Origin of the sequence: Serratia sp. Je.1.23.a (assembly GCF_051129805.1) — a bacterium.
Lineage (GTDB): Bacteria > Pseudomonadota > Gammaproteobacteria > Enterobacterales > Enterobacteriaceae > Serratia > Serratia liquefaciens.
In genome coordinates this window covers 383,802-406,193 of sequence record NZ_JBCPSR010000001.1, presented here as the reverse complement: position 1 = coordinate 406,193, position 22,392 = coordinate 383,802, and the positions used below count along the sequence as shown (strand labels likewise).

17 protein-coding genes are annotated in these 22,392 nt (G+C 55.7%); 8 read left to right on the top strand and 9 right to left on the bottom strand.

The genetic code is table 11. The annotated features are described in order from the left end of the window. Positions 1-101 precede the first annotated feature (101 nt). From kdpB to kdpE, 4 genes are all read left to right on the top strand, one after another. Complete coding sequence (gene kdpB, locus AAZT04_RS01995; RefSeq protein ID WP_434678816.1) at positions 102-2,171, top strand: potassium-transporting ATPase subunit KdpB; 2,070 nt, start codon at positions 102-104, stop codon at positions 2,169-2,171. A 19-nt stretch (positions 2,172-2,190) separates the two neighbouring features. Next, complete coding sequence (gene kdpC / locus AAZT04_RS01990; protein WP_048759470.1) at positions 2,191-2,760, top strand: potassium-transporting ATPase subunit KdpC; 570 nt, start codon at positions 2,191-2,193, stop codon at positions 2,758-2,760. Between the two features lie 200 nt (positions 2,761-2,960). Then, positions 2,961-5,654 (top strand): two-component system sensor histidine kinase KdpD, encoded by a 2,694-nt coding sequence (gene kdpD / locus AAZT04_RS01985; RefSeq protein WP_020825654.1) that lies wholly within the window; start codon positions 2,961-2,963, stop codon positions 5,652-5,654. An 18-nt stretch (positions 5,655-5,672) separates the two neighbouring features. Then, complete coding sequence (gene kdpE / locus AAZT04_RS01980) at positions 5,673-6,362, top strand: two-component system response regulator KdpE (protein WP_020825653.1); 690 nt, start codon at positions 5,673-5,675, stop codon at positions 6,360-6,362. Between the two features lie 69 nt (positions 6,363-6,431). On the opposite strand, the gene AAZT04_RS01975 is transcribed toward kdpE, so the two are convergent. From AAZT04_RS01975 to seqA, 4 genes are all read right to left on the bottom strand, one after another. Next, entirely contained in the window at positions 6,432-6,731 is a 300-nt protein-coding gene (locus AAZT04_RS01975; RefSeq protein ID WP_020825652.1) for a DUF3861 domain-containing protein, read from the bottom strand. Further along, the gene (locus AAZT04_RS01970) at positions 6,731-7,393 is read right to left on the bottom strand and encodes a PadR family transcriptional regulator (RefSeq protein WP_048759473.1); all 663 of its coding nucleotides are present in this window, start codon (positions 7,391-7,393) and stop codon (positions 6,731-6,733) included. The genes AAZT04_RS01975 and AAZT04_RS01970 overlap by 1 nt, the downstream gene beginning before the upstream one ends. 187 nt (positions 7,394-7,580) lie before the next feature. Continuing rightward, the gene (gene pgm, locus AAZT04_RS01965) at positions 7,581-9,224 is read right to left on the bottom strand and encodes a phosphoglucomutase (alpha-D-glucose-1,6-bisphosphate-dependent) (protein ID WP_046375073.1); all 1,644 of its coding nucleotides are present in this window, start codon (positions 9,222-9,224) and stop codon (positions 7,581-7,583) included. 77 nt (positions 9,225-9,301) lie between these two features. Further along, entirely contained in the window at positions 9,302-9,841 is a 540-nt protein-coding gene (seqA, locus tag AAZT04_RS01960; protein WP_046374276.1) for a replication initiation negative regulator SeqA, read from the bottom strand. Positions 9,842-10,150: 309 nt separating this feature from the next. Between seqA and ybfF the strand changes: the two genes are divergently transcribed. From ybfF to fur, 4 genes are all read left to right on the top strand, one after another. After that, positions 10,151-10,924: an esterase gene (ybfF, locus tag AAZT04_RS01955; protein WP_115059629.1), complete on the top strand. Its 774-nt coding sequence runs from the start codon at positions 10,151-10,153 to the stop codon at positions 10,922-10,924. A gap of 291 nt (positions 10,925-11,215) precedes the next feature. Continuing rightward, positions 11,216-11,503, top strand: coding sequence for a LexA regulated protein (gene ybfE / locus AAZT04_RS01950; RefSeq protein ID WP_004949692.1), 288 nt, complete (start codon positions 11,216-11,218; stop codon positions 11,501-11,503). Positions 11,504-11,732: 229 nt separating this feature from the next. Next, a complete protein-coding gene (fldA, locus tag AAZT04_RS01945) occupies positions 11,733-12,272 on the top strand; it encodes a flavodoxin FldA (protein ID WP_048759474.1) in 540 nt (179 codons plus the stop codon). Positions 12,273-12,591: 319 nt separating this feature from the next. Then, entirely contained in the window at positions 12,592-13,038 is a 447-nt protein-coding gene (gene fur / locus AAZT04_RS01940) for a ferric iron uptake transcriptional regulator (protein WP_020825646.1), read from the top strand. A gap of 339 nt (positions 13,039-13,377) precedes the next feature. On the opposite strand, the gene AAZT04_RS01935 is transcribed toward fur, so the two are convergent. The 5 genes from AAZT04_RS01935 to nagE all read right to left on the bottom strand — a co-directional run bounded on the left by AAZT04_RS01935 (position 13,378) and on the right by nagE (position 22,334). Further along, positions 13,378-16,035 carry a beta-N-acetylhexosaminidase gene (locus AAZT04_RS01935; protein WP_434678810.1) on the bottom strand — a complete coding sequence of 886 codons (2,658 nt, stop codon included), beginning with the start codon at positions 16,033-16,035 and terminating at the stop codon, positions 13,378-13,380. Between the two features lie 14 nt (positions 16,036-16,049). After that, positions 16,050-16,376: a ChiQ/YbfN family lipoprotein gene (gene chiQ, locus AAZT04_RS01930; protein ID WP_020825644.1), complete on the bottom strand. Its 327-nt coding sequence runs from the start codon at positions 16,374-16,376 to the stop codon at positions 16,050-16,052. A 113-nt stretch (positions 16,377-16,489) separates the two neighbouring features. After that, positions 16,490-17,893, bottom strand: a complete 1,404-nt coding sequence (gene chiP, locus AAZT04_RS01925) for a chitoporin ChiP (protein ID WP_420283116.1) — start codon at positions 17,891-17,893, stop codon at positions 16,490-16,492. A gap of 578 nt (positions 17,894-18,471) precedes the next feature. Then, entirely contained in the window at positions 18,472-20,136 is a 1,665-nt protein-coding gene (gene glnS, locus AAZT04_RS01920; protein ID WP_046374279.1) for a glutamine--tRNA ligase, read from the bottom strand. A gap of 251 nt (positions 20,137-20,387) precedes the next feature. Then, positions 20,388-22,334: a PTS N-acetyl glucosamine transporter subunit IIABC gene (gene nagE, locus AAZT04_RS01915; protein ID WP_041414298.1), complete on the bottom strand. Its 1,947-nt coding sequence runs from the start codon at positions 22,332-22,334 to the stop codon at positions 20,388-20,390. Positions 22,335-22,392: the final 58 nt, after the last annotated feature.

Here is a 22,392-nt window from a genome sequence, read left to right as displayed (position 1 = left end):
CCCCAGTTACTTACTCAAGTAAGCGCCTGGGCATGAGCGAGTTGGGTGCCTAGCTGCAACTCGAAATCCATAGGGAATGAAATAAAGAGAGAGATTAAGTGATGACTCGCAAACAACGTGCGCTGTTTGAACCGGCACTGGTCCGTACCGCGCTTATCGATGCGCTGAAAAAGCTGGATCCACGCACCCAGTGGCGTAACCCGGTGATGTTCGTGGTGTATATAGGCAGCATCCTGACTACGGCCATCTGGCTGGCGATCCTCGCCGGACAGACCGACGGCAGCGCGGCTTTCACCGGCAGTATCGCGCTGTGGCTGTGGTTCACCGTGCTGTTCGCCAACTTTGCCGAAGCGCTGGCCGAAGGGCGCAGCAAAGCCCAGGCGGAAAGCCTGAGGGGCACCAAGAAAACCAGTTGGGCGAAAAAATTGGCCGCGCCGCGCCGTGATGGTGCCACCGAGAAAGTGTCAGCCGAAAGCCTGCGTAAGGGTGACATCGTACTGGTGGAAGCCGGCGATACCATCCCCTGCGACGGCGAAGTGCTGGAAGGTGGCGCCTCCGTGGACGAAAGCGCCATTACCGGCGAATCCGCCCCGGTGATCCGTGAATCCGGCGGTGACTTCTCGTCGGTGACCGGCGGTACCCGCGTGCTGTCCGACTGGCTGGTGGTGCAGTGCAGCGTTAACCCGGGCGAAACCTTCCTCGACAGGATGATCGCCATGGTGGAGGGTGCCAAACGGCGTAAAACCCCAAACGAAGTAGCGTTGACCATTCTGCTGGTCGCACTGACCATCGTGTTCGTGCTGGCGACCGCGACGCTGTTTCCGTTCTCGCAGTACAGCGTGGACGCCGCCAACGGCGGTTCGGTAGTCACCATTACCGTGCTGGTGGCGCTGCTGGTCTGCCTGATCCCTACCACCATCGGCGGGTTGCTGTCGGCCATTGGCGTGGCCGGGATGAGCCGAATGCTGGGGGCCAACGTGATCGCCACCAGCGGGCGCGCGGTGGAAGCCGCTGGTGACGTTGATGTGCTGCTGCTGGACAAAACCGGCACCATTACGCTGGGTAACCGTCAGGCCTCCGAGTTCTTGCCTGCGCCGGGCGTGAAGGAGCAAGATCTGGCCGACGCGGCCCAGCTGTCATCCCTGGCGGACGAAACGCCGGAAGGCCGTAGCATCGTGGTGCTGGCGAAGCAACGCTTCAACCTGCGCGAACGTGACCTGCAGGCGCTGAACGCCACTTTCGTGCCCTTCTCCGCCCAAACGCGCATGAGCGGCGTCAACGTGCAGGACCGGATGATACGCAAAGGGGCGGTGGACGCCATTCGTCGTCACGTGGAGTCCAATCAGGGCCACTTCCCGCAGGCGGTGGACGAACTGGTCGCCAGCGTGGCGCGCACTGGCGGCACACCGCTGGTGGTAGCAGAAGGCCCGCGCGTATTGGGCGTGGTAGCGCTGAAGGATATCGTCAAGGGCGGCATTAAAGAGCGTTTCGCCGAGCTGCGTAAAATGGGCATCAAAACGGTGATGATCACCGGTGATAACCCACTGACCGCCGCCGCGATCGCCGCCGAAGCCGGGGTAGACGACTTCCTGTCGGAAGCGACGCCGGAAGCCAAGCTGGCGTTGATTCGCCAATATCAGGCGGAAGGCCGCCTGGTGGCGATGACCGGTGACGGCACCAACGACGCCCCAGCGCTGGCTCAGGCTGATGTGGCGGTGGCGATGAACTCAGGCACTCAGGCCGCTAAAGAGGCGGGCAACATGGTCGATCTGGACTCTAACCCGACCAAGTTGATTGAAGTGGTGCACATCGGCAAACAAATGCTGATGACGCGCGGTTCACTGACCACGTTCAGCATCGCCAACGACGTGGCCAAGTATTTCGCCATTATCCCGGCGGCGTTTGCGGCAACCTATCCGCAGCTTAACGCCCTGAACGTGATGCATTTGCACTCCCCAGCCTCCGCCATTATGTCGGCGGTGATCTTCAACGCCCTGGTGATCGTATTCCTGATCCCGCTGGCGCTGAAAGGGGTGAGCTATAAACCGATGAGCGCCGCTGCACTGCTGCGACGCAACCTGTGGCTCTATGGCGTGGGCGGTCTGTTGGTGCCTTTTGTCGGCATCAAGCTGATCGACCTGCTCCTGGTCGCCTTGCACATCGCCGGTTAATCATTGAGAGGAAATGAAAATGTCTTATTTACGCCCTTCGTTGGTGATGTTGATTCTGCTGACGTTGATTACCGGTATCGCCTACCCGTTGCTGACGACCGGACTTTCGCAGCTGCTGTTTTCCGGCGCGGCCAACGGTTCGCTGCTGTATCAGGGCGATAAGGTGGTCGGCTCCGCGTTAATCGGCCAAAACTTTACCAAACCCGAGTATTTCTGGGGCCGCCCTTCTGCCACCGGCGATTCGGCCTATAATGCGATGGCGTCCGCCGGCAGCAACCTGGCCGCCACCAACCCGGCGCTGGATAAAGCCATCGCCGAGCGTGCCGCGCAATTGCGTCTGGCCAACCCGGCGATGAAGGGCCCGATCCCGGTCGATCTGCTGACGGCCTCGGGAAGCGGACTGGATCCGCAGATCTCCCTCGCGGCGGCGCAATATCAACTGGCCCGGGTTGCGGCGGCGCGCCAACTACCGCCGGAGCAAATCGCCAAGCTGATTGATCAAAGCACCGATCAGGCCACCCCCAACTTTATGGGCGAGTCGGTGGTAAACGTGCTGAAATTGAACCTGGCGCTCGACGCATTGAAATAATCCGTTGCGTGTTAAAGGATAAGTATCGGGTTCGGCGTGCCGAACCCGATATATATACCCAAAATAATTCGAGTTGCTTGTAGGCGGCAACTGAGTGAATCCCCAGGAGCTTACTCAAGTAAGCGACTGGGGTGAGTGAAGGCAGCCAACACCCAAGCAGCTTGCAGTATGACGGGTACATTGCTGCAAAAGGAACTCCGATGGTGGATGAGGAACAACAGCGCCCTGACCCTGACAGCCTGCTGGCGCTGGCCAATGAAAAGCCCCGCGGCCGGTTGAAGGTTTTCTTCGGCGCCTGTGCCGGAGTGGGCAAAACCTACGCCATGCTGCAGGAAGCCCAGCGGCTGCGCAGTCAGGGGTTGGACGTGCTGGTCGGCGTGGTGGAAACCCATGGCCGCAGCGAAACCGCAGCGCTGCTGAACGGCTTGGATCTGCTGGCGCAAAAACGCATCCAGCATCGCGGACGCTTAGTGCAGGAATTTGACCTCGATGCCGCTCTGGCACGCCACCCCGCACTGATCCTGATGGATGAGCTGGCGCACAGTAACGCCTACGGTTCGCGCCATCCGAAGCGCTGGCAGGATGTGGAAGAGCTGTTGGACGCCGGTATCGACGTGCTGACCACCGTCAATGTCCAACATCTGGAAAGCCTGAACGACGTGGTCGGCGGCGTGACCGGCGTGCGGGTACGTGAAACGGTGCCCGATCACGTGTTCGACGAGGCCACCGAGGTGGTGCTGGTTGACCTGCCGCCAGACGATCTTCGTCAGCGATTAAATGAAGGCAAGGTGTACATTCCCGGCCAGGCCGAGCGCGCCATCGAGCACTTTTTCCGCAAGGGCAATCTGATCGCGCTGCGCGAACTGGCGCTGCGCCGCACCGCCGACCGGGTCGATGACCAGATGCGCGCCTTTCGCGATACTCAGGGCCGCGAGCGGGTATGGCACACTCGCGACAGCATTTTGCTGTGCGTGGGGCATAGCAGCGGCAATGAGAAACTGGTGCGTATCGCGGCGCGGCTGGCGGCCCGATTGGGTTGCCACTGGCACGCGGTATATGTAGAAACACCGAAACTGCACCGTTTGCCGGAGAATCAACGCCGGGCGATCCTGAGGGCGCTGCGGCTGGCGCAGGAGTTGGGGGCTGAAACCGCTACCCTGTCTGAACCTTATGAAGAACGTGCGGTGTTGCGCTATGCCCGCGAACATAACCTGGGCAAAATCATTATCGGCCGCCGCAGCGAACAACGCTGGAAACTGCGCGGCAGCTTTGCCGATCGTCTCGGTCGCCTGGGACCCGATCTGGATCTGGTGATCGTCGCGCTGGAAAACGACACCCCTGCACCGCAGGGGAAAGAACATGATGGCCGCAACTTTACCGAAAAATGGCGCATGCAATTACGCGGCTGCGCCGTGGCCGTTGCACTCTGCGCCCTGATCACCCTGCTCTCCCAATGGTTGTTGCCGGGCTTTGACCAGGCCAACCTGGTGATGGTGTATCTGCTCGGGGTGGCGATCGTCGCGCTGTTCTTCGGCCGTTGGCCCTCGGTACTGGCGGCGGTGATTAACGTCGCCAGCTTTGATCTGTTTTTCGTCCAGCCTGAATGGTCGTTTGCCGTCAGCGATATGCAGTATCTGCTGACCTTCGGCGTCATGCTGATCGTCGGTATCACCATCGGCAATCTGACCGCCGGCGTGCGTTATCAGGCGCGAGTGGCCCGTTATCGCGAGCAAAGAGCTCGGCACCTGTATGAAATATCTCGTGGGCTGAGCCAGGCGCTGACCACCGAAGATATTGCCAAAACCAGCCGCCACTTCCTTTCCAGCAGCTTCCAGGCCAAAACCGTCCTGCTGCTGCCACAGGAAGACGGCAAGCTGCAGCAAATGGTTGGCGAAACGGGCGGGCTGCTGTCGGTGGATGAGGCTATCGCCCGTTGGAGTTTCGACAAGGGCATGCCGGCCGGCGCCGGTACCGACACCTTGCCTGGAGTGCCTTACCAACTGCTCCCGCTCACCACGTCGAAACAAACCTTCGGCCTGCTGGCTATCGAACCCAGTAACCTGCGCCAACTGATGGTGCCGGAACAACAGCGGCTGCTACAAACCTTCGCGGTGCTGATCGCCAGCGCGCTGGAACGATTGCATCTGGCGCGCAGCGCCGAGGAAGCCAAACTGGACGCCGAACGGGAACAGCTGCGCAACTCGCTGCTGGCGGCGCTGTCCCACGATTTGCGCACGCCGCTGACGGTGCTGTTCGGCCAGGCGGAAATTCTGACGCTCGATCTGGCCGCGGAAGGCTCCAACCATGCTCCGCAGGCCAGTCAGATCCGCCAGCAGGTATTGAGCACCACCCGCCTGGTGAACAACCTGCTGGATATGGCACGCATTCAATCCGGTGGCTTTAACCTGCGAAAAGAGTGGCAGTCGCTGGAGGAGATCGTCGGCGCTTCGCTGCACATGCTGGAACCGCTGATGACCCAACACCAGATCAAGGTTGAGCTGCCGCCGGAGCTGATATTGGTTAATTGCGACGGCAGCCTGCTGGAGCGGGTTTTCACTAACCTGTTGGAAAATGCCAATAAATACGCCGGTATCGATGCTACTATCGGCATTCGCGCCCATACGCTGCCCGACTGGCTGGAAGTCGAAGTCTGGGACGATGGCCCAGGCATTCCTGAAGGGAAAAAACAGCTTATCTTCGATAAGTTTTCCCGCGGCAATAAAGAGTCGGCCATTCCCGGCGTAGGTTTGGGGTTAGCGATTTGCCGTGCCATTATTGAAGTGCACGGCGGCCGCATTTGGGCGGAAAACGGCGCTAACGGCGGTGCCAGCTTCCGCTTTGTGCTGCCGCTGGAAAAACCGCCGGAAATAGACAGCGAAGCCTTTGATCTCTAACCAACTCCAGGGAGCCTTGTGAGCAGCACGCCAACCAATATTCTGATTGTCGAAGATGAGAAAGAGATCCGGCGCTTCGTCCGTACCGCGCTCGAAAGTGAGGGGCTACGGGTGTTTGAAAGCGAAACGCTGCAGCGCGGGCTGATTGAAGCCGGCACGCGCAAGCCGGATCTGATTATTCTCGATTTAGGGTTGCCGGACGGTGACGGGCTTAACTATATCCGCGATCTACGCCAGTGGAGCGCCATTCCGGTGATTGTGCTGTCGGCGCGTAATGCCGAAGAAGACAAAATTGCCGCGCTGGACGCCGGGGCGGATGACTATCTCAGCAAACCGTTTGGCATCGGCGAACTGCTGGCCCGCGTGCGAGTCGCCTTGCGCCGCCATTCAGGCAGCCTACAGGAAAGTCCGTTGGTCAGCTTTTCCGAAATCACCGTCGATCTGATCAACCGCCGGGTACTGCGCCAGGGTGAAGATCTGCATCTGACACCGATAGAGTTTCGCCTGCTGGCCGAACTGCTGGCCAACTCCGGCAAGGTCATCACCCAGCGTCAGCTATTAAGCCACGTCTGGGGACCGAACTACGTCGAACACAGCCACTATCTGCGAATTTATATGGGGCATCTGCGGCAAAAACTGGAGGCCGATCCGGCCCGGCCAAAACACTTGCTGACCGAAACCGGCGTCGGTTACCGCTTTATGCCATGAGGTGAAACGGCGCAGCATACGGTTAAGCTGATGCAAAATTCGATTAAACGGGTGCAGCATGTGGCACCCCTACACGTTTTGGCCTTTCTTCAGCCCAACCATAAATTCTTTGAACGCCTCGCGCAGCGGGGCAAACACCGGGTGCTTGCGGTTTTCGATCATCACTTCAGAGAACAGCTTCAAGCCGACGGCGAAGGCCGCGCTGTTATTCTCGCCAAAGTTCAGATCTTCGCGCGCTTTGATGCGCTCAACGATGCCAAGAATATCGTCGTGGTTTTCCACCTCAAAACTCAGTGGCGTTTTCTCAACGGGCTCGCCTTGGCGATCGCTCAGGGCTTCAACGGTAATGCGGAAACGGTGGCCAGGCATCAGTTGTTTTCCTTATCTGTATCTGTTGGAGCAATGTTCATTTCACTTTCAATTGCCGCCACCGCGGTGAGCAGCGCCGCATTGATGCGTTCGACCTGCTGTGGCGAAAGATCGGCGCGCATCACATTGCCACGCAACAAACTGCGCAGGCGGTTCATGGCGTCGGAGATGCCTTCCGCCAGATTGCCATGATGATGGTGGCCGCGACCGGCACCGGCCAAACGGGCCAGGATCACATCGACGACGGCCTGGTGTTTTTGTAATTCACTCTGGCCCAGCTCGGTGATCTGATAGCTTTTACGGCCGTTGCCGCTGGTGATCGGCTCGAGGAAATCCTGCTCTTCCAGCAGCGTCAGGGTCGGGTAAATCACCCCTGGGCTTGGCACATAGAGACCGGAAGACGCCTCGTCGATCGCCTTGATCAGTTCGTAACCGTGGCTCGGTTTACGCGCCACCAGCGCCAGCAGCACCAGCCGCAGATCGCCGTGTTCAAACATGCGGTGACGGCCGCCACGACCGCCGCGCCCTCCCCGACCATGCTCTTCACCATGGTCGCCGCCAAAATGATGGCGACCGCCACGACGACGATGGTGATGTTCGTGCCCTTCTTCGCTGTCATGGCGGCAGCCGTGACGACGGTGTAAATCTAAACGGTGAAACATAGTCTGTACCTCGCATTGGATAATCAGTTTACGAGGTGATTTAGATATATCTAAGTCACTTCGATATATCTAATCTAGATCGATATATCTAAATGCGCAAGAGGGGAAGAATGAAAAAGATATATCTAAATTGCAGGCATAAAAAAAGCGCTGTTTTTACAGCGCTTTTTTTCAAAGGAGAGAGGCCTTACTTGGCAGAAGCCAGCACTTCGCTGACGATTTCTACCGCTTCGTGCTCGATCTTTTCACGGTGCTCAGCACCGAGGAAGCTCTCACAGTAAATCTTGTAGGCTTCTTCGGTACCAGAAGGACGTGCCGCGAACCAGCCGTTGTCGGTCATCACTTTCAGGCCACCTATCGATGCGCCGTTGCCCGGTGCCGCCGTCAAACGTGCGGTAATAGGATCACCCGCCAGAGTATCGGCCTTGACCATTTCCGGTGACAGCTTGGACAACGCCGCTTTCTGCGCAGAAGTTGCCGGTGCCTGAATGCGGTTGTAGCTCGGGGCACCAAAACGCTTGGCCAGGTCTTCGTAGTGATGCTGCGGATTTTCTCCGGTCACTGCGGTGATTTCCGCCGCCAACAGGCACATGATGATACCGTCTTTATCAGTAGACCACGGGGTAGCATTGAAACGCAGGAACGAAGCCCCTGCGCTCTCTTCGCCGCCAAAGCCCAGGCTACCGTCATGCAGGCCATCAACGAACCATTTGAAGCCCACCGGCACTTCCACCAGCTTGCGGCCCAAATCAGCTACCACGCGGTCAATCATCGCGCTGGAAACCAGCGTCTTGCCTACCGCTACGTTAGCACTCCACTGTGGACGATGCTGGAACAGGTAGTTGATGGCAACCGCCAGATAATGGTTCGGGTTCATCAGCCCCGCAGGCGTAACTATGCCGTGGCGGTCGTAATCCGGATCGTTGGCAAACGCCAGGTCGAACTTGTCGCGCAGCGCTAGCAGGCCACCCATCGCCGGTTCTGAAGAGCAGTCCATACGGATCACACCGTCGTGGTCCAGGTGCATAAAGCGGAAAGTCTGATCGATAGCATCGTTCACCAGCGTCAGATCCAGCTTGTAATGCTCGGCGATACGCTGCCAGTAGGCGATGCCGGAACCGCCGAGCGGATCGACACCCAGCTTCAGGCCGGCACGCTGAATCGCAGGCATATCAACCACGTCCACCAGCCCTTCAACATATGGCTGCACCAGGTCCTGTGCATGCACACGGCCGCTGGCCCAGGCCTTATCCAGCGATTGACGCTGAACGCCTTTCAGCTGCAGAGACAGCAGTTCATTGGCGCGCTTTTCAATCACCGAGGTCAGGTTGGTGTCCGCCGGGCCGCCGTTGGTCGGGTTATATTTGATGCCGCCATCTTCAGGCGGATTGTGGGACGGGGTGATCACGATGCCGTCGGCCAATGCCCCACCGTTACGGTTGTGGCACAGGATGGCATGGGAGACCGCAGGCGTTGGCGTGAAGCCGTTATTTTCCTGCACGATCACATCAACGCCGTTGGCGCTCAGCACTTCCAGCACTGAAATGAAGGCAGGCTCCGACAGCGCATGGGTGTCTTTGCCCACGTAGCATGGACCGGTCACACCCTGCTGATGACGCACTTCGGCAATCGCCTGCGCGATAGCGAGAATGTGGGCTTCGTTAAAGCTGTGGCGCAGCGCACTGCCGCGATGGCCTGAAGTCCCGAACTTGACCGCGTGTGCGGCGTTGCCCGCTTCCGGTTGCAGTACGTAGTACTGCGACGTCAGCTGGGCTACGTTGATCAAATCGCTTTGCTGAGCCGGCTGCCCGGCACGTGGGTTATTCGCCATCGACATATCTCCCTAATCCCTGTCCTGCGGCCTGGCAATATGTCGCTCACGGCCACCATGACGGGCTGTTCGCTAAATTAGATAGTGCCGCAAACTTTTTCAGTCAGTTCCGTCGGGAACTGCATAGCCTGCATGATGTGTTCAACCATGCTGCGTTTGCGACCGGTATTGGTATTGGTGATCACCCAGTAAGGCGTGCCCGGAACGTGCTTTGGCTTGGTGTGCGTTCCGTTCGCCAACAGGGTTTGCTGATCGCCGGCAAAATAGGTACGGGTACGGCCATGCAACGCATCGGTGGCGCTGGCAAAGCCGGCCGCATCGAGGGTATACAGGGTGGAAAGTACCAGCATAAAACGGTTCACCGCTTTGCTCTGCTCGGCGTACTCATCCGACAACAACAGCTCACGCACGGCACGTACGCGATCGCGCGGACGCGACACGGCGACGATCTTATCCTGTTCGGCGCTCTGAGCGCTGGCAGCCGGTACGGCCCGCAATGGCTGGCCTGCGGTAAATTTCAACATACGGCGCAAAATATCGGACGCGCTCTCACCAATATGTTGCGTGTGGCTGGCAATATAGCGGTAGAGCTCTTCGTCGACTTCAATAGTTTTCATCTTTATCCAGTACTGTTTTTTTCTACTTAGAACCTGAAGCCAGATCCGGCATTCAAGCCATGGGATTATAAGGTTAAAAGCGCAGAGGCGAACATAACAATGTGCCCCAATGCGGCAAAAGCAGACTATTACCTATAGCCCACCGGACACCGGCGCTGCCAAACCTGCACCTTATCATGAAAAATCCACGTTTTATCCTATGGATTTTAAGTTGCAGCAAGTACAGCGAACAACGCTGCCGCTTGAAAGGCGACGGGTTTATTCATCGAGTGTTTTAATCATGATAACCTAATCTGAATCTCTCTCAGTATGAACTTCGCCATGAAATTACATTATCAACTGCTGGCCACCGAGTCCGATGCGCTGCCGGTGATCCTGATCCACGGGCTGTTTGGCAATTTGGACAACCTGGGCGTGCTGGCGCGCGACCTGAACCAGCAGCACAGCGTAGTTAAAGTCGATCTGCGCAACCACGGCCTGTCACCGCGTTCTGAGGTTATGACCTACCCAGAAATGGCGCAGGATCTGCTGACGTTGCTGAACGATTTGCAGTTGGAGAAGGTCATTGTCATTGGCCACTCGATGGGCGGCAAAGCGGCCATGGCGCTGACGGCAATCGCCCCGCAGCGCGTGGAGAAGCTGATCATCATTGACGTTGCGCCGGTAGACTATCAAACGCGCCGCCACGACGAAATTTTTGTCGCGTTGCAGGCGGTGAGCGCCGCGGGTATTACCCAACGCCAGCAGGCGGCGGAATTGATGCGCGGCTACCTGAAAGAGGAAGGCGTGATCCAGTTCCTGCTGAAATCTTTCCACCAGGGCGAATGGCGTTTCAATCTGCCGGTGCTGATCGAAGAGTACGAGAACATCACCGGCTGGCAGGAAGTGCCGGCCTGGCCTCACCCGACGCTATTTATCCGCGGCGGCCTGTCGCCTTACGTGCAAGACAGCTATCGCGAAGATATTGCCCGTCAATTCCCGCAGGCTCGCGCTCACGTCGTTGCCGGTACCGGACACTGGGTTCATGCGGAAAAACCGGAGGCGGTGTTGCGCGCCATTCACCGCTTTCTCGGTGAAGCCTGAGTCACGCCAGGCCCGACAAATGGGCCGTTTCTCTCCCAAAGTCACCATCTGATGAAAAAACGCGCTAAAGATAACGGCTTAGCGCGTTTTCGGCTCAGTTAAGCATTGTCGTCGCTCTACCTGCTGGGGTAATATGGCGCGCTATAATTTTGCCGCCGTGCCGAGCGTGTTCGCTAACGTCAGGCTGGGGTGAATTTGGGTTAGGGTTTATTGGCCCGAAGTGTGTTAACCGAACCGTCCGGAAGCGTGTAAGCGCTTTTTGATGCAAACTCCCTTGCAGTACCGCTACCTATGGCAAAAGAACAAACGGATCGCACGACGCTGGATCTGTTCGCAGATGAACGCCGTCCGGGGCGCCCGAAAACCAACCCGCTATCCCGAGATGAACAGCTTAGAATCAATAAGCGTAATCAGCTTCGACGCGATAAAGTCCGTGGCTTACGGCGTGTGGAACTGAAGATCAATGCGGATGCGGTGGACGCCCTGAACAAACTGGCGGAACAGCGTAATATCAGCCGCAGCGAGCTTATTGAGCAAATGCTGCTGGCACAACTGGCGGACGAGCAGCCAGAACATTGATCATTGCAGCCGCACATGCGGCGCGGCGTTAAGGATGACGCCCGATCAACACCGCTTTATTCCACCCGGCATCGCATTAAAGTGATAAATACCCGGGGTAAATTTCTGGCATGATACGCACTTACCGGTAAGAGATAACCTCTTGCCATGGCATCATTTTAATCGGTGTTATCGTAGTCAACGCTAACATCGTGAATGCAATTTATTGAATTTAAAGGTTATACGCGATATGGCTAATGTAGGCATTTTCTTTGGCAGCGACACTGGCAATACCGAAAACATTGCCAAGATGATCCAGAAAATTCTTCAGCAGCAGTTTGGTAAAGAGGTGGCTGAAATTCATGACATCGCCAAAAGCAGCAAAGAAGATCTGGAAGCTTTCGATATCCTGCTGCTCGGTATCCCAACCTGGTACTACGGCGAAGCGCAGTGCGACTGGGATGACTTCTTCCCAACGCTGGAAGAAATTGACTTCAACGGCAAGCTGGTTGCGCTGTTCGGCTGTGGCGATCAGGAAGACTACGCAGAGTATTTCTGTGATGCGATGGGTACCATTCGCGACATCATTGAACCGCGTGGCGCCGCGATCGTAGGCCACTGGCCAACCAAGGGTTACCACTTTGAAGCCTCCAAAGGCTTGGCTAACGACAGCCATTTCATCGGCCTGGCCATTGACGAAGATCGCCAACCTGAGCTGACCAACGAACGTGTTGAAGGCTGGGTAAAACAAATCGTCGAAGAGCTGAGCCTGGCCGAAATCGTCGGGTAACGCCAAAGGTTGAACAAAAGCCCTGCAAAGTGCATAGTGTGCCGGCAGGGCCATCATTGGCAGTACAAATTACTGCAATAGAAGCTACAGATTTGTAACTTCCCACACCATCAAGGTAGACTGAGTTTTCGGTTTATCCCATTCATCAAGACGTTGCATGTATAACATGCAATTGTGCAATTATAGCTTTGTTAACAACCGGCGGTTTCCATTTAGAGCAACCGGTTCTATAATGAGACGCAATTAACTCTTTGTGCCGACCGATGCCAAAGGCGAGAACGCCTCAACTTGATTAGCATAGTAACAGGACTGAATCCGCATGACTGACAACAACACCGCATTGAAGAAGGCCGGCTTAAAAGTCACGCTTCCGCGACTCAAAATCCTGGAAGTACTGCAAAATCCGGAATGCCATCACGTCAGTGCGGAAGATCTGTACAAAAAACTGATAGATATGGGCGAAGAAATTGGCCTGGCTACGGTTTACCGCGTACTGAACCAATTTGATGATGCCGGCATTGTGACCCGTCACAACTTCGAAGGCGGCAAGTCCGTGTTCGAATTGACCCAGCAACATCACCACGATCACCTGATTTGCCTGGATTGCGGCAAAGTGATCGAATTCAGCGATGAGTCTATCGAAGTGCGTCAGCGTGATATCGCCAAACAACACGGCATCAAGCTCACCAACCACAGCCTGTACCTGTACGGCCACTGTGAAACAGGTGACTGCCGCGAAGACGACACCCTGCACGACAAAAAATAATGTCCTAACCGGCATTGAGAACCGCCTTAACGGCGGTTTTTTTGTGCCTGCGATAATAGGATAAAAAATCCCCGGACAGGCCGGGGAAAGTTCACAGCGTTAAATACAACAATTGCAGCGGCACTTCTCTACAGCACTTCTCTCGCTTCCCACTTACACTCTCAGCACTACCCCACCCGCCGACACGCGGATGAGCAACAGAGTTTGGTTCGGTATTAACAGGTACCGGCAATCCCGGAAAAAACGCAACCGATAGTCGAATTCATGTCCGATTACGCCGGACGCTGCCCTGGTCGAGTAACAACGGCCCGCCTGCGAACAGGGGGCCGAGTTTCAGGTTTACACTTTCTCAGCGCGGCTATAACGCTTGCCGTCCGGGCTCACCGCGCGAATATGCACTTCGCCGCTAACCCCAGGCTTGGCCTTGGCATCGTAACGTTGCCATTGCTTGCCGCCGTCGGTGGAATATTCAATGCCCAGACCCGGCAGCGAAATATTGGCTTCCAGCTTGCCTCCCACCACTCGGGCGCCTGGCACCGGCAACCGGTAGTTCACACCACCTTTGTCCAGTTTTGCCAGCTCACGCTGACCGAGCAGGTTGGCAAAGCGCAGCCAATCGCGGTCCAGCTTCTTGGTATCGATGAAGTGGGTTTCGCCGCCTTTATACTCCCGGCCCGCCCGGTAATCCTGCTCCCACTCTGCCCGGTGCCATGCGCGCTCGGCCACCGACAGCGAACGAGGGAAGATCATGTACTCCATTTGCTCGTCGGTACGCTGGGTTTCGCTCCACATCTGCGCGGAAATACCGTAAGCCCCCGGCCAGGGCTTGTCGCTCTTGGCGGTAAAGTGATTACCATCGCGATCAACCGAGGTTTCGGCGTTTTGCGGCAGGTTGTTTGGCGCAAAGCTGAACATTTTCTGTTCATCGCTGAAACGCGTTCCCCAGTAGTAACCACGCTCGTCCGGGTTCACCTCATACGGGAAGTCCATGTAGACATAATCCGGGTTTGAAAGGATCAGTTCGTAGCCCTTGTTCGCCCAGTCGTTGGCACTGTCGAACCCGCCCCAATACAGCGTATCCCAGAAGTTAACCCCGACACGCTGGGTAGCAAAGGCCTTGGCGTTTTTGGCATCTTTCAGGCCATCCTGCCAGGCTTGCATTCTGTCGATCCCATGCGCTTTCACCAATTGGCTGACTTCTACTCCGAAGTAGCTTGGCAGGTGCTCCATATCGGCGACCTTGCCATCTTTGATCATCGCCTGGCAGACCTGAGATTTTGCCCATGGCTTGTCTTCTTTGCTCTGATCGATGATGCCTTTGCCGGCTTCCGGCTTGTTCACATCGGTATAACCAGCACCTAACCGGATGTTTTTCGCCTCGTCACCGCCAAAGTGCCAGGTACTCAGCGGCTGCCCGGCCTCTTTATGCATCTGGGCAATCTCGCCGATCACCTTGTCGACAAAACGTTTGGATGAATCCAGGCAAGGGTTGAGATAGCTTTGGCGGTTGAAGTACTGCACCGAGGTGGTGTTAGAGGTATCGGTTGGATCCACTAAACGGAACTCGTTGGCCTCTTGTTCTTTACCGGCGGCATGCAGTTTCTTATAGCGCGCTTCCATTGAGACCACCGCCGCACGGGCATGCGCCGGCATATCGATTTCCGGGATCACTTCAATCTGGCGCGCCTTGGCGTATTTGATAATGTCGATGTAATCCTGGCGAGAGAAGAAGCCGCCATAAACCTCCGGACCCTGGCCATACTGCGGCAACAGGCAGGTGGTTTCGCTCAAGTCGTGGCAACGCTGCCCACCGACTTCGGTCAGTTCCGGCAAGCCCGGTATGGCGATGCGCCAACCTTCGTCATCACTCAGATGGAAGTGGAATTTATTGAGCTTGTACGCCGCCATTTGGTCCAGCAAGCGCAACACCGCATCCTTCTGGTGGAAGTTACGTGCGACATCCAGGAAGATGCCACGATACTGGAAGCGTGGCGCATCTTTGGCCTCCAGCGTAGCAATTTTGGCGCTGCCTTCGGTAGGCACTAATGACAAGATGGACTGCAGGCCATAGAACACCCCGGTCTGATCGAAACCAATGACTCGCGCTTCCTGCTTGCCGATGATCAATTCATAAGCGCCTGGTACCGCCAACTCGCCTTTGAATTTTCCCGGTTGGATATCGGTTTTGATCGGATAACCGGCTGCGTTACTGGTTATTCCCAACAGCGCGAAACGCTGGGCTACGGCGTCCGCCGCCGGTTTGGACAATGCGCTCAGCTCCAATGCAACGCCTTTGCTCAGATCAACATCCTGCGCATGCACTTTAACCTGCAACGGCGTTGGCACTATCTGACCGCGTAACGACGCGGTGGGTAAGGTTTTTAGCTCGGCGTTTTTCGTAAAACGCGAGGCCGGCGTCATCAGGATGTTATTGTCGTCTTTGGTACGCTTCCACTGGTCGCCGGTAAAGGGCGCAACGAACTGGTTCAGGTCTTCGGTATCGGTATTGACCAGAATTTTAGGCTTGGCATCGCCCGAGGTGGCGTACCAGCGTGGCACGAAGTCGGTTTTAAACAGTTGCCAATATTCAGTGATAATCGGGATCTCTACCGTTTTCCCCGCAGGGAAGCCGGTAAATTTGTCGGTAGGTTCCAGCTTGTACAGATCACCGGTCAGGTGAGATATCTTGAACTGGTCGTTATCCACACGCAGGGTCTGACGGGCGCTATGGAAGTAAATCGCCCAGTCCTGACCTTTGATCTCCTGATTGTCGTTGGTCAGGCCGATCAGCACCTTGTTGCAAGCCGCCCAGTCGGCACCCAGCTTGCCGCAATCCAGACCGTTTTCGGCTGCCAGGTTATCGACCATTTTCAAATTCAGTTTCAACTGGCTCAGTTGATCCACCAGCGGCTGATTGGCCATCGCGTTCCCCACGCTGCCAAATAACCCAATGGTTGCCGTCAGTGCGGCAAGCGCGCTCAATTTGAATTTATTCATTTTTATCATCGTCCTTAATTGTTGTTATCGCGGATCTCTTTCCAAATCTGGCCACATTTGGCGTCATAGGCCTGGCCGTTACCGCTATGAACTGCCTGAATGCAGTTTTGATAATCCATCACCCGCACCGTTTCTTTCTCGGCGAACTGTTGATGCTGTTTCTCTTGTTTCAGTACGTTCAGCACTGCCTGGCATGACTGCAATTTTTCCGGTGAGCCCTCCGCGGTGTTGATACAGGCGCTGTAGGCCTGTTTCAATTTGGCATCTTCCGGCGGTGCCGCAGGCTGTACACAGGCGCTCAACGTGGCTACCGCAGCCAACATCATCATGATTTTTTTCATCGTGTTATTCCCGTTAAATGACCCCGGCGCTGCCGCCGGGGAATATACCCGCCATCTTTCAAGCCGCAGCGTCGTTATCTGCACCAGCTGCAACTCGAAAGCTCTAGGTATGTTTAGAAAATGGTGAATGGCGCGATAACCATGAATTTGACGTCTTTCTCGTCCTGGAAGATGTTGCCGTAACCCCCGCCCCAGCTTGGGATATTGGTGTGGTTGTCGTATTGGGTGTAGTGCAGTTTCAGCAGCGTGCCTTTGGCGCGGCCTTCCTGAATGGTGTACATGGCGTCCAGGCTCCAGGCGCTCTCTTTCAGACGCTGGCTCTGATCGTACATAGGGTTGGTGCTCGGTTTGGCGTCCCAGGCATAAACGTAAGAACCGCCCACCGCCATGCCCGGCAGGTTCCAGTTGCTCAGGTCATACATCACCCCGGCATAAACCGCTTTTTCGCCGTTGGCGTTAAAGTCGGAACGGTTATCCCACCACACGTCGAGACGGCCGTTAGAAGAAGCATAGGTTGGCGTCATACGCTGCAGGAAGTAGCCCTGGTTGCCTTCGGCCTTGACCATGGTCCCTTCCAGGCGCCAGTTGAACTGGCCAGTGGTGTAACCAAAGGTCAGCGCCTGCAGCCAGGCCAGGCCGTCGTAAATACTGTTCGGGTCGTTCTTGTCGTTAATGCGGTCTTCGGTGCCATAGAATTGGTAACTGGTGGTCAGCGGGTTGCCTACCAGATCGAATTTATAAGATGCCTTGGTGAAGTACTGATTCACATAGCCCTGGGCTTGGCCGAATGCCGCCTCCAGCACCAAATCGTTTTTGAAGTCGTATTTGGCACCCAGCGAGTGCAGATAGGAGACACCGGTTTTTTTATCGTTCTGGCGGAAGTCGTCCATCTCGATATGCCATGGCGCTTTATATTTATTGGTCCACATATAAGAGAAGCTCAACTCACCGGCATCGCCGTAGTCAAACTTGGCACCGGCCTCTGCCCCCTGATAGGTGCCGGGCATAAAGCTCCAATGCGGCGCCAACAGAGTTTGGCCACTTGGCTGGATATAACCGCCACGTGCCCAGACGGGACCATATTTGAATTTACCGGCGGCTTTATACAGGCTGATGCCGCCTTTGTCGCCGGAGTAGTCTTCATCGTAGGTACGGTTTTTGGAAGAGAACGCGATTTCATTCGGGTGGCCGCTGGCGCTGGATTCAGCCAGCTCGATGGCGGTAAAGGCGCCGACGTCCAGGCCGAACATGTCCCAGGCATAGCCCGAGGCAAAATCCAGGCTCAGGTTGGCCGTCGAATGCGACAAGTTGGTGGTGTATTTATTGTAATCGTCACTGGTCGGATTGAGATCTTTACGGTCACGCTCACGTTGCCAGTAATATACGCCGCCGGTCATCGTGGAATCATCGATAAATCCTGCGGCTTTCGCCTCAGGGGCCATGGCAACCCCTGTTCCCAACAGCGCACCCGCGACTGCGAGCGCCAGCGTTTTACGCTGAGCACCGTGCGTACCCATAATGAAATTCCTCTTTGACTTAACTTTAAAAGTTGCAGCCGCCCGTGTTCACCACTGCCCTGCACGACTGCCAATAAAAACCCAATCGGGTAAAAAAAATTGCTGACAGGGCTAAAACCCCACAGCACTTATTGCTACAGACAGACTATTTTTCGCGACGCGAATTATCAAATGAAATATCAGAGAAATTTGTCAAAGTATGACAAAGAGCACATATCGATGAGATTTTGTTACGCAGCTATGCAAGGAGATTGTCGAATAAAAAATTCAATAAAATCAGAATAAATAATGATATGAGGTCAATATAAGACGATTAATGGTTTCAGCCGAATCAAAAAAGTCAGCCAGAGGAAAAAATATGAGAGCGCTCTCCAGATGACATTAATTCGCATCACGAATATATAAGACAATGTTATATGATTGATGATTTATATCAAGAAATTACGGATACAACGGCCAGATAAAAATTTAAACATTGATTGAGCGAACTACATCGCAACAGGAAAGGTAAATAACGGCGACAGACATAAAAAAAGCGCAACCGAAGTTGCGCTCTTATTGCGTTAACCACTTATCACTCAGGCACCGATTTTAGCCCAGGTGTCGCGCAAACCAACGGTGCGGTTAAACACCAGATGCTCTGCCGAGGAGTAACGATTATCGGCGCAGAAATAGCCCTCACGCTCGAACTGATAGGCTTTTTCCGGCTGTGCAGTTGCCAGGCTTGGCTCCACAAAGCCGTGCTTGATTACCAGCGACTCAGGGTTAATGGTGGCAAGGAAGTCCTCTGCCGCTGCCGGATTTGGCACGTTGAACAGACGATCGTACACGCGAATTTCCGCCGGCAACGCGTGCTCGGCAGACACCCAGTGGATCACGCCTTTCACCTTACGGCCATCGGCAGGATCTTTGCTCAAGGTATCCGGATCGTAGCTGCAGAAGATAGTGGTGATCTCGCCTTCTGCGTCTTTCTCCACGCGTTCCGCTTTGATCACGTAGGCATTACGCAAACGCACTTCTTTCCCCAGCACCAGACGCTTGTATTGCTTGTTGGCTTCTTCGCGGAAGTCAGCACGGTCGATATAAACCTCGCGGCTGAACGGCACTTCACGGCTGCCCATTTCCGGCTTGTTCGGGTGATTAGGCATCGTCACCATTTCCACGCCGGAAGTCATATTTTCAATGACAATCTTAACCGGATCCAGCACCGCCATCGCACGCGGTGCGTTGTCGTTCAGCTCTTCACGGATGCAAGCTTCGAGCGCCACCATTTCAACGTTGTTATCCTGCTTGGTCACGCCGATACGCTGGCAGAATTCGCGGATGGATGCGGCGGTATAGCCACGACGACGCAGGCCGGAAACGGTCGGCATACGCGGGTCATCCCAACCTTCAACGATTTTCTCGGTCACCAACTGGTTCAGCTTACGCTTAGACATGATGGCGTATTCGAGATTAAGGCGTGAGAATTCGTACTGACGCGGATGACAAGGGATGGTGATGTTGTCCAATACCCAGTCATACAGACGACGGTTGTCCTGGAATTCCAGCGTACACAGCGAATGGGTGATCCCTTCCAACGCATCGGAAATGCAGTGGGTGAAATCGTACATCGGGTAGATGCACCATTTGTTGCCGGTCTGGTGGTGTTCCGCGAACTTGATGCGGTACAGCACAGGATCGCGCATCACGATAAACGGTGACGCCATGTCGATCTTGGCACGCAGGCAGGCGCTACCTTCGGCAAATTCGCCGTTGCGCATTTTTTCGAACAGCGCCAGGTTTTCTTCCACGCTGCGACCGCGGTACGGGCTGTCTTTGCCCGGCGAGGTCAGGCTGCCGCGATATTCGCGGATTTGCTCAGGCGACAGCTCGTCGACGTAGGCCAGCCCTTTGTTAATCAGCTCTACCGCATAGTGGTGCAGCTGATCGAAGTAATCTGAGGAGTAGCGGACGTTGCCGCTCCACTCAAAGCCCAGCCACTCCACGTCGTGTTTGATCGACTCAACGAACTCGATATCTTCTTTTACCGGGTTGGTGTCATCGAAACGCAGGTTGCACTGGCCCTGGTAATCTTTGGCGATGCCAAAGTTCAGGCAAATGGATTTAGCATGGCCGATATGCAGATAACCATTCGGCTCCGGCGGGAAACGGGTATGTACCGACGTATGTTTCCCTGAAGCCAGATCTTCATCGACGATCTGACGGATAAAATTGGTTGGGCGGGCTTCAGCCTCACTCATTTCACTATTCCTCAATGCAAAGCGCTACACATAACCGCCTATGATCCAACAAGCCACGCCCGGAAACAACCGTTTGTTTCACGAAAAATGCGGGGCGTTGCACCACGACAGATCACCGCACCACATCGGGGCAGCTTTCGTCACCTATCGCCCATAAAAAAGCGGGAAGAGATTGCTCTCTTCCCGCCAAAGGTAGGGTGCGTTCCGTCATGACTCGTTAAACACCCCGGGTACTACTCAGTTAAATCGGTTTACTTTTGGATCTCGAACAGTTTGGTCTGGCCTGCGACCACAGAACCGGTCGCCAGCGCCGACAGACCGGCGTAATCGTCAGCGTTGCTGACCACTACCGGGCTTATCATCGAGCGTGCGTTGGCGTTCAGGAAGTCCAGATCCAGTTCAAGGATTGGCTGGCCGGCTTTCACCTCAGCGCCCTCTTCAACCAGACGCTTGAAGCCCTGACCGTTCAATGCCACGGTGTCGATACCCATGTGCACCACAATCTCCGCACCCTTGTCCGTTTCCAGGCAGAAGGCGTGGTTGGTGTTGAAGATTTTCACGATGGTGCCGTCAGCCGGCGCCACGACGGTTTTATCGGTTGGGCGAATCGCCAGACCGTCACCTACCGCTTTGCTGGCAAAGGCTTCATCAGGAACCTGATCCAGCGCCACCACTTCACCGGTGACCGGAGCCACCAGCGACTCGAAGGCCACTTTCACCGCATTAGGCACCGCCTGTGCTTTTACTGCGGTCACACCGGCTGCCGGTGCCACTTCTGCCGCAGGAACCGGACCGGCTGCGATAACCGCACGCATACCGTCGGCAATGGCTTCCGCTTTAGAACCCACGATGACCTGAACGGTTTGCTTGTTCAGTTTCACCACGCCGGAGGCACCCAGACGTTTGCAGCTTGCATCAAGCACTTTCGAAGAATCTTTCACGCTCAGACGCAGACGGGTGATGCAAGCATCAATGCCGGTCAGGTTGTCTGAACCGCCGATGGCACCGATATAGCTGCGAGACAGCGCGCGCAAGCCTTCGTCGGTATTGCTGTTGGCTTCCGGTGCAACGATATCGTCAGACGCATCTTCACGACCCGGAGTTTTCAAGTTGAATGCACGGATAATGATGGAGAACAGTACGAAGTACACCGCGAAGGCGACCAGACCCATCACGACCAGCATCCAGACGTTTTTACTGGCGGCCGGCAGGTTGTACATCAACACATAGTCGATGGCGCCTGCAGAGAAGGAGAAGCCAGCGTGAATGCCCAGCAGGGTGGCTACAAACAGGCTGATACCGGTCAAAATAGCATGGACCAGATACAGCAGCGGAGCCAGGAACATGAACAGGAATTCAAGCGGCTCAGTCACACCGGTCAGGAACGCGGTCAGTGCCACAGACAGCAACATACCGCCAACCATTGGGCGACGCTCTTTCGGCGCAGCGAAATACATGGCCAGTGCCGCACCTGGCAAACCGAACATCATGATTGGGAAGAAGCCGGACATGAACATCCCGGCAGTGCCGTCGCCCGCGTAGAAGCGGTTGATGTCACCGTGGAAGATGGTGCCCGCGGCATTGGTGAATTCACCAATCTGGAACCAGGCGATGGTGTTCAATACCTGATGCAAGCCGGTTGGGATCAGCAGACGGTTAACGAAACCGAAGATGCCGGAACCCACAGCGCCCATGGACACAATCCATTCACCGCCAGCGTGGATGGCATTCTGAACCGGTGGCCAGATATAACCAAAGATCGCCGCAAGGATTAAACAGAAAAAGCCGGTTGCGATAGGAACGAAGCGTTTACCGCCGAAGAAGGAAAGGAACTCAGGCAGTTTGATGCCGGACCAGCGGTTATAAACCGCCCCGCCCACCAGACCGGTAATAATACCGGCCAGCACGCCCATATTGATCGCCGGGTTGATGGTGACCATCGCTTTGGTCAGGATGAAGTAACCTACCGCACCCGCCAGTGCCGCTGAACCAGCATTGTCTTTCGACCAGGTTGCTGCCACACCGATAGCGAAGATCAACGCCAAATTATCAAAGATTGATCCACCGGCCTGTGCGATGAACGAAATATTGAGTAAGTCGGGCTGGCCGAAGCGGAGCAAAAGCGCCGCCACGGGCAGTACTGCGATTGGCAGTTGCAACGACCTGCCCAATCTTTGGAAAAAGCCGAGTATGTTCACCTTAATATTCCCCCTAATGCCCTTTTATGGGCTTTATCATATTTTACGCTAGCGCCAT

Bases quoted from the DNA above. Each gene is read 5' to 3' on its own strand.
- chiQ (WP_020825644.1), bottom strand. From the start codon at position 16,376: ATGAAAAAAATCATGATGATGTTGGCTGCGGTAGCCACGTTGAGCGCC.
- AAZT04_RS01970 (WP_048759473.1), bottom strand. From the start codon at position 7,393: ATGTTTCACCGTTTAGATTTACACCGTCGTCACGGCTGCCGCCATGAC.
- ybfF (WP_115059629.1), top strand. From the start codon at position 10,151: ATGAACTTCGCCATGAAATTACATTATCAACTGCTGGCCACCGAGTCC.
- kdpC (WP_048759470.1), top strand. From the start codon at position 2,191: ATGTCTTATTTACGCCCTTCGTTGGTGATGTTGATTCTGCTGACGTTG.
- pgm (WP_046375073.1), bottom strand. From the start codon at position 9,224: ATGGCGAATAACCCACGTGCCGGGCAGCCGGCTCAGCAAAGCGATTTG.
- ybfE (WP_004949692.1), top strand. From the start codon at position 11,216: ATGGCAAAAGAACAAACGGATCGCACGACGCTGGATCTGTTCGCAGAT.
- fur (WP_020825646.1), top strand. From the start codon at position 12,592: ATGACTGACAACAACACCGCATTGAAGAAGGCCGGCTTAAAAGTCACG.
- seqA (WP_046374276.1), bottom strand. From the start codon at position 9,841: ATGAAAACTATTGAAGTCGACGAAGAGCTCTACCGCTATATTGCCAGC.
- chiP (WP_420283116.1), bottom strand. From the start codon at position 17,893: ATGGGTACGCACGGTGCTCAGCGTAAAACGCTGGCGCTCGCAGTCGCG.
- kdpB (WP_434678816.1), top strand. From the start codon at position 102: ATGACTCGCAAACAACGTGCGCTGTTTGAACCGGCACTGGTCCGTACC.
- glnS (WP_046374279.1), bottom strand. From the start codon at position 20,136: ATGAGTGAGGCTGAAGCCCGCCCAACCAATTTTATCCGTCAGATCGTC.
- AAZT04_RS01975 (WP_020825652.1), bottom strand. From the start codon at position 6,731: ATGCCTGGCCACCGTTTCCGCATTACCGTTGAAGCCCTGAGCGATCGC.
- kdpD (WP_020825654.1), top strand. From the start codon at position 2,961: ATGGTGGATGAGGAACAACAGCGCCCTGACCCTGACAGCCTGCTGGCG.
- AAZT04_RS01935 (WP_434678810.1), bottom strand. From the start codon at position 16,035: ATGAATAAATTCAAATTGAGCGCGCTTGCCGCACTGACGGCAACCATT.
- fldA (WP_048759474.1), top strand. From the start codon at position 11,733: ATGGCTAATGTAGGCATTTTCTTTGGCAGCGACACTGGCAATACCGAA.